This is a genomic window from Jiangella alba (assembly GCF_900106035.1).
GTDB classification, from domain to species: Bacteria; Actinomycetota; Actinomycetes; order Jiangellales; family Jiangellaceae; genus Jiangella; species Jiangella alba.
In genome coordinates this window covers 776,120-787,668 of sequence record NZ_FNUC01000003.1, presented here as the reverse complement: position 1 = coordinate 787,668, position 11,549 = coordinate 776,120, and the positions used below count along the sequence as shown (strand labels likewise).

Sequence of the window (11,549 nt, the reverse complement as noted above, 5' to 3'; positions counted from 1 at the left end):
AAATTTCTCCGGCGACCCGCCACGGCCGGCCGTCAGGCCGTCATGAACTCTGCCGGCCCCCGACGCGGCGGGGCGGCGGGGCGGAGGCGCCGCAGATGCTGCGCCGGCTCCGCATCCACCGGCACCACCGCGCGCATGCCCCGCGGCCGGCCGTCACGACGTCATGAACTCCGCCGGTTCCAGCGCCCGCCGGCTGATCCGCACGTCGCCCAGGAAGCCGTGGAAGCCCTGCCCGAAGCCGAGGTCCCAGCCGGTGGCGCCCAGCGTGAACGGACGGCCGAGCGTCGCGATGCCGTGCGCCGGCTGCTTCGGGTTGCGGCCGATCGGCGAACCCTCGACCCACACCACCGTCTGCTCCCCGTCGTTGACGACCGCGACGTGGAACCAGCGGCCGATCGGGAGGGCGTGGCTCCAGGACGTCGGCGAGGCGTCCTCGACGTGCGGGTAGAGGACGTACTGCAGGAAGCGCTCGGGCGACACGTTGAGGCTGCAGGTCGGCTCGAGCGGCGAGTAGCCGGCCGTCTTGCCCGCGTCGCCGGCCCGGCCCTGCCAGCTGAACACGCCCATCCAGGCGTGGTCGCCCTCGAACGGTTCGGGCAGCTTGACGAACAGTTCGATGGTGTAGCCGCCGAGGAACTTCTCGGAGTTGATCGGCGCGGCGGCGACGGCCTCGAGGATCGCGCCCCGGTCCGGCGACTTGCCGCCGTCGAAGCGCAGGCTGGCGTGGGCGGGCGCGCCGTCGTGGTGGTCCAGCGAGCGGGTGAGCAGGCCCGGCGCGGCCGAGTGCAGCCGCCGGACGACGAGGTCGTTGCCCTTGCGGGTGAGGTCCTGCGCGACGGCGCCGTCGGCGACCGTGGCGCCCTCCTCGACCCGGCCGCGCAGCCCGAGGGTGTCGAAGCGCCAGTACGCGACGGTGTCGCGGCCCACCACGCGGGTCGGCGGGCGCGACGGCGGCAGTTCGGCCGGTGCGAAGCCGGCGAACCGGGCGGCGAAGTCGACCGGCAGGCTGAACCGGTCGACGTCGCCGGTGAGCTCGATGACCTCCGCACCCAGCGGCGGCCGCTCCGCCGCCTCGCGGGTCAGGAACCACGGCGCGAACGTCTCGACGTCGATGGTGTTACGTACCAGATCGAATTGATACAGCCGGATCATGCCGGCGCCGCCGTAGTAGCGGTCCTGGTAGTTGGTGATGTGCACGTGCACGTCGTGGCCGGCGTCGTTGGTGAGGACGGTGCGCCCGGGCGGCCAGTAGTGCCCGCCGAGCGCGAGGACGATCTGGTCCTTGCCGCGGATCAGCCCGTCCCACAGCCGCTGCCCGTGGCCCGACAGCGTCGCCGCGCCCGCGTCGTCGGCGTAGGCGAGGTCGTGGGTCGTGACGATCGCGGGCAGCTCCGCGTGCGTGTCGACGACGCCGCGGGCCCAGGCCAGGCCGGCGTCGGAGACCCGCCAGTCCAGCGCCAGCAGCAGCCACTCGCGGCCGGCGGCCGGGATGACGTGGAAGCTGTTGTAGCCGTCGGGCGAGCTCGCGCCGTAGGTCGGGCTGGCGGCGAAGCGCGACGGTCCGAACGCCCGCAGGTACGGGGTGTCGCCGCGCTGGTCGTCACCGCCGGGGACGTCGTGGTTGCCGGCCAGCACGCTGAACGGCACGACGCCGTCGAGCGCCTCGAACGTCCGCCCGGCCAGCTCGATCTCGTCCTGCGTGCCGTGCTCGGTGACGTCGCCGAGGTGCGTCATGAACGCGACGTTCGCGAGCCCGCGCTGCTCGGCGAGGTAGCGGAAGGTGGTCGCCAGCGGCTCCGGGTCGGAGCGGTCCTCGTCGAAGAGGTACTGGGTGTCCGGCAGGACGGCGAGCGCGAACCGCGGGCTCTCCGGGTCGAACCCGGCCGGCGTGGGCGGGACGACGGGAGCGGCGGCGGCCGTGGGGGCGCCCGCGCCGCCGACGAGTCCGGGGACGGCGAGCGCGGCCGGCGCGGCGATGGCGCCCTGCAGGAGACGGCGGCGGGCGACGCCGGGACGGTCGGCTGGGGAGTCGGACATCTGCGGAACCTCCGATGAGAACACGTGATCCCGCACATCGGACCAATCCGACATGGCGTGAAGGTGTCCGCACCCGCTCCCCCGGACGAACCATGGCCGTCGCGCCCGTGCGGAGGACCCGGTCGAGGCTGGGCGGGCTTCGCTGTGGGGCGGACGGCGGTGGGTGCTGCGCCGGCTCCGCTTCGCGGCGGTGAAGCATGCCGCGTGCGCTCTTGACGCCGGCTCCGCACCCACCGCCCCCTCCTCCGGCCTGCACCGCGACGCCGGCCCCGCATCCCCGGCCCCTCCCGCCCCTCCGGCCCCTCCAAGCCCTCCGCGGCGCGCTCAGGCGTCGCGGGTCAGGGTGGACGCGACGGTCATGCGGCGCAGCGCGGCGACCGGGACGAGGCTGGCGAGGACCGGGACGAGGGTGCCGCCGGCCACCGTCGTCGCGGCGGCCACGAGGAGCTCGGCGCGCAGTTCGCCGGCCAGCCCAGCCGCGATGGCCAGTCCGGCGACGGTGCCGCAGACGGCGCCGGTGCAGCCGATCAGCGCGGCCTCGGCCAGCACGACCCGGCGCACCCGGCCGTCGCCCCAGCCGACGGCCTGGAGGACGGCGAGCTCGGCACGGCGGTCGCGCACGTTGAGGAACACGACGTCGGCGACGGCGACGCTGGACAGCAGGATCGTCACCAGCACGGCGACGTAGTCGATCTCGCGGGCCCGGACGGAGACCGCGTCGCCCAGCACGGATCCGACGACGGCGCCGTTGAACGCCAGCGTGACGCCCAGCAGCGCCGTCAGCGCGGCACACCCGAGGGCCACCGACAGCACGCCGAGCCCCGTCCGCCCGGGCGAGCGGACCACGTTGGCCACCGCCAGCGACCGCACCCCGCGCACGACCGGCGTCCGCTGGCCGGGCAGCGTCCACCGCCTGGTCAGCGTCCGCTGGCCGGGGAGCGCCCGCGGCTGCTGCATGCCCGCGATCGACGGCTTCGACGCCCGCCACGCCGGCCACGCCGCGGCCACCAGCGCGACGAACACCGCCACCGGCACGGCGACGAGGGCGCGCGTCAGCGTCACCTCGAGGCCGGTGATCCAGCCGGTCGCCACCGCGACCAGCGCTCCGGCGACGCCCGCGGCGCCGCCGACCAGCAGCACCTCGGCCAGCAGCAGCCGCAGCAGCATCCCGCGGCCCCAGCCGATGCGGCTCAGCACCGCCAGCTCGCCGCGCCGCGACCGCGCCGACGCGGCCGAGACGTTCGCGACGAACAGCGTGCTCACGGCCAGGGCCAGCACGAACAGCGCCACGCTCTTGTGGTCGACGGCCTGCATGACGGCGGCGACGACGCCCTGTTGCATCCACGTCTCGGCGACCGCCAGGGCCGGGCGGCCGTGCGCGCCGGGCGGCAGCTCGACGGTCTGCTCGGTGGCGGTGCTGCCGAGGACGATGTCGACGTCGAGGCCGGTGGCGGCGCGGATCTGGTCGGCCACCAGCCGGACCCGTTCGCGCTCGACCGGGCTGACGCCGGTGACGCCGGCGACCTGGACCCGGATCGCGCTGATCGGCGCCTCCGGGTCGGCCAGCTCGATGCCCGAGCCGGTGAACGTGTCGAGGTCGGACAGCCGCATGAACGCCGTCGGCGGGCCCAGGTGGTAGGCGGCTGGACTGCCGGACGGGAGCAGGTTGCGGTCGCCGAGCAGCGCCACGCTGCGCGGGTCGGCCGCGGGCAGGCCCCGCGCGCCGTCGAACCCGGCGGCCTCGAAGTCGCTGGGTGCGAAGACGCCGACGATGCCCAGTTGCGGCAGCAGGTCGCCGGCCTGCGCGTCCGCCGAGCCGGGGTGCGGGCGGACCCGGCGGAACCCGGTGTCGGCGGCGAGCGGCGGCGTCGGCACGTAGCCCTCGACCCGCACCGACGAGCGCCACCCGTCCTGCGGGTTGTCGACCGTGCGCGGCCGCAGCACCCCGCCGGCGCCCACGTCGTACGTCGTCGGCTCGGTCGTCCAGAAGCTGTCCACGAGGATGTCGACCGGGTTCTCCGTCGCCTGCCCGATCAGCTCCTGGTAGGCGCGGTCGGCGGTGACGGTCTCAGCGGCGACGACCGGGCCGGGGGTCGCGAGCAACGCGTCGATCTCGTCCAGTGGCAGGCCCTCGGCGAACCGCGCGACCGCGTCATCGGGCAGCCGCCGCACCGTCACCTCCGCCTGCGCGTCGACATGCGGCTGGGCCGCGACGACGACCGGGACCGGACGGTTGCCGGTGCCGGTGGCCGGCGCCGGGCCGGCCAGTGCCCGCAGCGACGCCGGCACGTCGTCGTCGCCGCCGAGCGCGGCCTCCTGGGCTGGGTCGACCGCGGCGACCAGCACCGGGAACGACCATTCGAGCATGACGGTGCGCCGCTGCGGCGCCTGCAGGGTGCGGGTGGCGGGGTCGCCGCCGGGGCGGGTGGTCCAGCACTTGCGGCTGCGCTCGCGGGCCGCGGCGGCCGGCGAGTCGGCGATGTCGTCGCCGTACTGGCGGTAGGGGCAGACCAGCACCGTGGAGCCGTCCGGCATCGTCTCGGCCTCGCCGTACGGCTCGCCGTTGGCGTTGATCTGGCCGAGCACCGCGACGGAGTTCGGGGTGACGTACGAGTACGAGGCGGACGGCTGCTCGATGCGCGTCAGCCCGCGGTCGCTGACGTAGGCGACGTCGGCCACCAGCAGCTCGCGCCCGGCGTCCGTCCTCGGCCCGACGTCGATCGCGACCTGGGTCGCCTTCATGACGTAACCGACCATCGCGACCGGCGCCGCGACCTCGACGCCGCCGAGCGCGCGGATGGCGTCGTAGTCGGACGTCGAGATGCCGCCGAACTGGCCGGACAGCTGGTAGGGGCGGACGAGGCCGCGCTGGGCCTCGAGGTCGCTGCGGGTGCCCGGCGGGCGGACGAGGATGTGGTACGGACTCGGCGCGGCGGCCACCTCGCCGCGCAACTCCAGCCGCTCGACCTCCGACGCCCCGGTCAGCACCGTGAACACCGACGTCGCCGCGACGACGCCGAGGCCGAGCGCCAGCGCGCGGCCCCAGTGGGCACGCAGCTGCGCCCGGACCAGCGGCGCCACCCCGGCCGGCCCGTTCCCGCCGCGGCGTCTGAGTCGGAGTCGGAGTCGGTGGAGGATGCGGCCGCCGCGGGCGAATAGGCGGTTGCCGCCGCTCAGGACACGGCCGCCGCGGCGGAGGAGGCGGTTGCCGCCGCTCAGGAGGCGAGTGAGGCGGCGGCCGAGGCGAGCCCGGGCGCCGTCTCGTTCAGGTGGCGGCGGCATCGGCAGGCCCCCCGACGCCTTCGGGCCGGCAGCGATACGGCCCGGCACCCTCGCCACCGCCGGCCGGCTGCCACTCGCCCGCCCCGTGCCCGGCGCCCATGCGGTCGAGGGTCCGGGTCAGCATGGCGCCGTACCCCCGCGCGGCCAGCGCGCCGGGCGGGATGGTGGACGTGGCGCCACGCGGTACCGGCGCATGCTCAGCCGAGACCGGTCGCCCGGCGCAGCGTCTCGTCGGGCTGTGGATCCCACAGCGCGTGATCGGCGACGACCGTGCCGTCGCGCAGGCTGATCAGCCGCGAGCACTGGGCCGCGACCGCCGCCTCGTGCGTCGCCAGGACCAGCGTCATCCCGTAGTCGGCCTGCACCTGCGCCAGCAGGTCGAGCACCTCGTCGCCGGTGCGGGAGTCGAGCGCGCCGGTGGGCTCGTCGGCCAGCAGCAGCTTCGGCCGGGCGACCAGAGCGCGGGCGATCGCCACGCGCTGCTGCTCGCCGCCGGAGAGATCGGCGACGCGGGCGGAGGCGCGGTCGCCGAGCCCGACCGCGTCGAGCAGCTCGCGGGCCCGCTCGTGCCGGTCGAAGCGGACCTGGATCGGCATCAGCGGCACCACGACGTTGTCGAGCGCGCTCAGCTGCGGCAGCAGGTGGTAGTGCTGGAAGACGAAACCGACGCCGCGCCGGAACGCCGCCGCAGCGCGTCGCGAGAGCTGCTCGACCCGGGTGCCGCCGACCATGACGGTGCCGGAGTCGGGCCGGTCGATGCCGCCGATGACGTGCAGCAGCGTCGACTTTCCGGATCCCGACGGGCCCACGACGGCGACCGTCTCGCCGGCGCGGACGTCGAGCGTGACGTCGACGAGGGCCGGCACCTGCGCGCCGCCCTGGCGGTAGAAACGGGTGACGTCGTTCAGCGAGATGGGCGCACCCGGGAACCGGTCGTGTCCCCCCGACCGGACGTCCGCAGCGTCGCTGGGACCCTGCCGTCTCATCTGATCATCATGACCTTCGGCTCGGCACGACAAACGGCCAGGGCTGATTCTCTCACCCCCGCGCAACCCCGCGTGTCGCGAACCTCGCCCGCCGCGGCGTGTCCCGGAGCGCCGTTCGGTCTCCGACCTGCTCCGAGGTGCTGCGCGGTGACATGACAGCCGCCACGACCACGGATTACGTCGCGCGAATGTCGATGGAACGACGTGTTCACCCGTACAGTGATGGTGTGCCGCTTCAGCATGCCGTTCTCGCCCTGCTGGCCGACGGACCCAGCTACGGGTATGAGCTCAAGGCGAACTTCGAGAAGGCCGTCGGACCCCAGTGGGGTGGGCTGAACATCGGCCACGTCTACCAGATCCTCGACCGGCTGCACCGTGACGGCATGGTCAGCTCGCACACCGTGCCACAGGACTCCCGGCCCGACCGCACCGTCTACCTCATCACGTCGGCCGGCCGCAGCGATCTCGACGACTGGCTGGCCACGCCCACCACGCGCACGTCGGGCTACCGCGACGACTTCATCCTCAAAGTGCTCGCCGCCGGCCGGCGCGGCCCCGACGCCATACGCGAGGTCTGCCGCATCCAGCACGACGCACGGCTCGCCGAACTGCAGACGCTGCGCACCAGTCGGCGCACCCACCAGCACGACGCGCTCGCCGCTCTCACCATCGAGGCGGCCATCCTGCACACCCAGGCCGACCTCAAGCTGATCGAGGCGGTCGAGTCACGTGCCGACGAGCCGCTGGCGAACGTCGGGCAGGCGCCCGGTGCCCAGGCCAAGGACATCGACGACCAGGACCGCAAGGCCCGGCACGCTTCCTGACGCCAATGCACCACACGTTCCCCGCTGCGTAGCGGCGACCAGCCGCCGCAACCGGGCCAGGTCGAACGGTTGCGCGAGCGACGCAAGTGCGCACCGGCGCACCGGCCCCTTGACGACGCAGGGCAGGAACGGCGCGTGCCCCAGGTCCGGCGCAGGGCGACCGGCTTGCGCCCGCACGCGACCACGCCGCCGCTCCCTCGACTCGGGCGCGCACCCACCACGTCGCCGTCCTCTCGGCTCGGCGCGCACCCACCACGTCGCCCTTCTCTCGGCCCGGGCCGAGCCGGGCGGGGCGCTGCGGGCAGGTCCCGCGGACTGACCTGGCATGCTGTGCGGGTGCGCGTCGTACTTGCCGAGGACTCCCTGTTGCTGCGTGAAGGTCTCGTCCGTCTGCTGGGCGAGGCTGGAGCCGACGTGGTCGACGCCGTCGGCGACGGCGACACGTTGGTGCGGTCGGTGCAGGAACACCGCCCCGACGTCGCGATCGTCGACGTCCGCATGCCGCCGACGTTCACCGACGAAGGGCTGCGGGCGGCGCTGTCGGCCAGGTCAGCGGTGCCGGGGACCGGCGTGCTGGTGCTGTCGCAGTACGTCGAGGAGTCGTACGCCGGCGACCTGCTGGCCGACGGTGCGGGTGGCGTCGGCTACCTGCTGAAGGACCGGGTGTCGGCGCTGGCCGACCTCTCCGACGCGCTGGAGCGGGTGGCGTCCGGCGGGACCGTGCTGGACCCGGAGGTCGTCGCGCAGTTGTTCGCACGCCGCCGTCGCGACCCGTTGCAGACGTTGACGGCGCGCGAACGCGAGGTGCTCGCGCTGATGGCGGAGGGCCGGACGAACGTCGCGATCGCGCGGCTGCTGGTCGTCACGCAGGGCGCGGTCGAGAAGCACATCTCGTCGATCCTCACCAAGCTCGACCTCCCACCGTCCGACGACGACCATCGGCGGGTGCTGGCCGTGCTGGCGTGGCTGCGGGCCGAGCACTGACACCGTTCGCGACGGCAACACGGTGGTGACAGGAACTGTGTCACTCTGTGCGGGTGTCGTTTCTCATGCGTGTGGTCGTACCGGATCGTCCCGGCTCGCTCGGAGCCGTCGCGACGGCCGTCGGCGCCGCCGGCGGTGACATCGTCGGCGTCGACGTCGTCGAGCACCGCGGCGACGGGTTCGTCGTCGACGACTTCCTGGTCGACCTGCCGGGCGGGCGGCTGCCGGACTCGCTGGTGACGGCGTGCCGGACCGTGCCCGACGTGACGGTGGAGTTCATCGGCCACTACAGCCCGGGCGCCAACCTGCACCGCGACCTCGAGGCCGTCGAGGCCATGACGGACGAGCCCGACCGCGCCGAGGAGATCTTGGTCGACCTCGTGCCCGGCATCTTCCGCTCCGGCTGGGGCCTGCTGCTGCCGGCCGCCGGGTCGACGTTGAAGGTGCAGCGGGCCAGCGGCGGCGCCCCGGAGGACGACGGCTACGAGGCGCCCTGGCTGCCCCTCACCGAACCGACCCGCATCGCCATCGGCCCCGACGCGCCCGAACCCTGGCAGGACGTCGTCGCCGTGGGCGTACCGGTCGGCGACACCGGTCAGGCTGTCGTCTACGGCCGCGACGGCGGGCCGCGCATCCTCGACTCCGAACTGGCCAGGCTCGTGCACCTGGTGGCGCTGGCCCAGGTGATCCGCCGCACCGCCCCGGCCATGGACGCCGCGGACGACGCCGCCACCGGCTGACCGCGCCCAGGTCAGCGTGTGGCTGCCGCTATGGAGTTGTGAGTGGGGTCAGCCGACGCTGGCGAGGGCGAACGGCAGAACCTGTGCTGCTCCGGCGTGGCGCACCTCCCTTCCGGCGACGGTGATGCTCCAGCGGGAATCGGCGAGGTCGTCGAGGAGGAGGACGACCGGGTCGGGGCCGAGGGCAGCCAGCGACTCGCGGGCGGCCGCGCCGACACGCCAGGACTCCCAGACGGACGCCAGCCGGAAGGCGCTGTTGCCGCCCGGCTCCGTGCCCTCGGCCGGACCGGCGCCGGTCGCCTCGAGCTCACCGAGGTCCGTCAGCCGGCCGACCGACGCCAGGTAGCGGCCGACCGAGCCGATCAGCTGCGGGCGCCGCCGCGACGGCACCGTGATGACGGCGTCTGGGCGGCGGTCCCAGTGCCACTCGCGCAGCACGTCGACGCAGGCCGCCAGCAGCGGCTCGGGCGCCGGGGCGTCGTCGGCGTCGAGCAGGGACCGCAGCCGCTGACCCCAGCCGAGGTCGGTGAGGCGGGCGACCACGCGGCCGGGTTCGAGGCGCTCGTCGGGGCCGATCTTGCCCTTGACGTCGACGCCCAGCCGGCCCATGCCGGACGGCCATTGGACCCGCGGCTCGAGCAGCACCCCGGCCCGCGCCAAGGTGGTGCGCGCCGCCGCCCGGGCGCCGGCCGGAACCTCGTCGGTGTACCAGGGTCCGGCGCAGACGTCGCAGCGGCCGCACGGCGCGGCGCTCGGATCGTCCAGCGCGGCCTGCAGGAACGCCATGCGGCATTGTTCGCCGCGCTGGTAGGCGAGCATCGACCGCGCCTCGGAGTCGCGGGAGGCGGCGACCCGCTCGTACCGCTCGGCGTCGTAGATCCAGTCCTGTCCGGTCGCCTGCCAGCCGCCGCGGACCCGCTGCACCGCGCCGTCGACGTCGAGCACCTTGAGCAGTAGCTCCAGCCGTGTGCGCCGGACGTCGACCACGGTCTCGAGCGCCGCCGTGGACATGGCGTCGCCGGTGGCCGACAACGTGCGGATGACCGACGCCGCTTGGTCCTGCCGGGGCATCGAGACCGTGGCGAAGTACTGCCAGATGGATCGGTCTTCGGCCGCCGGGAGCAGCAGCACGTCGGCGCGCTCCGTGGCCCGGCCCGCGCGGCCGACCTGCTGGTAGTACGCGACCGGCGACGACGGCGCGCCCAGGTGCACGACGAAGCCGAGGTCGGGTTTGTCGAACCCCATGCCCAGCGCGCTCGTTGCCACCAGGGCCTTGACCTCGTTGTTCAGCAGCGCGCGCTCGGCCTCGACGCGGTCGGCGGGATCGGTGCGGCCGGTGTAGGCGATGACGTGGTGGCCGGCCTCGCGCAGCAGCGCCGCGGTGTCCTCAGCCGCGGACACCGTCAGCGTGTAGACGATGCCGCTGCCGGGCAGTTCGCCGAGGTGCGCGGACAGCCAGGCCAGCCGGTGCTCGGCGTCGTCGAGTGAGAGCACGCCCAGCCGGAGGCTCTCGCGCGCCAGCGAGCCGCGGATGGTGGTGACCTCGGCTCCCCCGGCGCCCAGCTGCTCGGCGACGTCGGCCACGACGCGGGCGTTCGCCGTGGCCGTGGTCGCCAGCACGGGGGTGCCGGCAGGGAGCGTGCCGAGGAGGTCGCGGATGCGGCGGTAGTCGGGGCGGAAGTCGTGGCCCCAGTCGGAGATGCAATGCGCTTCGTCGACCACGATCAGCCCGGACCCGGAGGCCAGGGTGGGCAGCTGTTCCTCGCGGAAGCGCGGGTTGTTCAGCCGCTCGGGACTGACGAGCAGGACGTCGACGGCGTCGTCGGCGAGCTGTTTGGCGACCTCACCCCATTCGTCGGCGTTGGCGGAGTTGATGGTGACGGCGCGCACCCCGGCCCGTGCCGCGGCGGCGACCTGGTCGCGCATGAGCGCCAGCAGCGGCGACACGATGACGGTCGGGCCGGCGCCACGTGCCCGCTGCAGACCCGTCGCGACGAAGTAGACCGCCGACTTCCCCCAGCCGGTGCGCTGCACGACCAGCACGCGACGCCGGTGTTCCACCAGGTCGCGTACGGCGTCCCACTGGCCGTCGCGGAACTCGGCCGTGTCGTTGCCGACCAGCCGCCGCAGCAGCGCTTCTGCTTCGTCCTTCAGATCCATGCCTGCGACGCTAGCTGCCGGATCCGGCCGGTCGCCACCGCGCTCGGGCGGATTGTGGACAACTCGGCGAAGTCGTGGGGGCTGTGGATAGGCGACGGTGGAGGTGAGTCGAGGCCGGGCGGACGCAGGCGGCCCGGCCGGGGCGGGGCAACCGTGGACTCGACGGCGACAACGCGCGGGTCACGACCAGGGCTGATGGACCAGGACGAGACGTGCCGGCAGGCGGCGACGCCGGGGGCGCGGACGCGGGCTCGGGCGCGGGCCCGGGCGCTGGCCCGGCCCGGGTAAGGCGAACGACGAACTGGACCGCGACAACGCGCGGGTCACGACCAGGCTGGCGGGACGACGACGAGACGTGCCGGCAGGCGGCGACGCCGGGGACGCGGGCGCTGGCCCGGGCGTCGTTCGCGACCGGGGCTGGTGGACCGGGACGAGACGTGTCGGCAGGCGGGCGACGGCCGCGGACGCGAGCCCGCGCGCCGAGCCCGGGCACCGGCGGACGGCGAGCTGGACAGCGAAGACAGCGGCCGTAACGG

General features: G+C 74.5%; 7 protein-coding genes. 3 read left to right on the top strand and 4 right to left on the bottom strand.

Going from position 1 to position 11,549, the window contains the following annotated elements; genetic code table 11:
- Nucleotides 1–153: 153 nt before the first annotated feature.
- The 3 genes from BLV02_RS06290 to BLV02_RS06280 all read right to left on the bottom strand — a co-directional run bounded on the left by BLV02_RS06290 (nucleotide 154) and on the right by BLV02_RS06280 (nucleotide 6,185).
- Nucleotides 154–2,037, bottom strand: coding sequence for a LamG-like jellyroll fold domain-containing protein (locus BLV02_RS06290; RefSeq protein ID WP_069114665.1), 1,884 nt, complete (start codon nucleotides 2,035–2,037; stop codon nucleotides 154–156).
- A gap of 324 nt (nucleotides 2,038–2,361) precedes the next feature.
- On the bottom strand, nucleotides 2,362–5,118 hold the full coding sequence (locus tag BLV02_RS06285; protein ID WP_069114666.1) for an FtsX-like permease family protein: 2,757 nt from the start codon (nucleotides 5,116–5,118) through the stop codon (nucleotides 2,362–2,364).
- 398 nt (nucleotides 5,119–5,516) lie between these two features.
- Entirely contained in the window at nucleotides 5,517–6,185 is a 669-nt protein-coding gene (locus BLV02_RS06280; RefSeq protein WP_069114711.1) for an ABC transporter ATP-binding protein, read from the bottom strand.
- Between the two features lie 347 nt (nucleotides 6,186–6,532).
- Between BLV02_RS06280 and BLV02_RS06275 the strand changes: the two genes are divergently transcribed.
- The 3 genes from BLV02_RS06275 to BLV02_RS06265 all read left to right on the top strand — a co-directional run bounded on the left by BLV02_RS06275 (nucleotide 6,533) and on the right by BLV02_RS06265 (nucleotide 8,853).
- Entirely contained in the window at nucleotides 6,533–7,129 is a 597-nt protein-coding gene (locus tag BLV02_RS06275; protein WP_069114667.1) for a PadR family transcriptional regulator, read from the top strand.
- 336 nt (nucleotides 7,130–7,465) lie between these two features.
- Entirely contained in the window at nucleotides 7,466–8,113 is a 648-nt protein-coding gene (locus BLV02_RS06270; RefSeq protein WP_069114712.1) for a response regulator transcription factor, read from the top strand.
- Nucleotides 8,114–8,178: 65 nt separating this feature from the next.
- Nucleotides 8,179–8,853 (top strand): ACT domain-containing protein, encoded by a 675-nt coding sequence (locus BLV02_RS06265; RefSeq protein ID WP_069114668.1) that lies wholly within the window; start codon nucleotides 8,179–8,181, stop codon nucleotides 8,851–8,853.
- 48 nt (nucleotides 8,854–8,901) lie between these two features.
- Here BLV02_RS06265 and BLV02_RS06260 read toward each other — a convergent pair whose 3' ends face one another.
- The gene (locus BLV02_RS06260) at nucleotides 8,902–11,013 is read right to left on the bottom strand and encodes a RecQ family ATP-dependent DNA helicase (protein WP_069114669.1); all 2,112 of its coding nucleotides are present in this window, start codon (nucleotides 11,011–11,013) and stop codon (nucleotides 8,902–8,904) included.
- Between the last annotated feature and the right edge of the window lie 536 nt (nucleotides 11,014–11,549).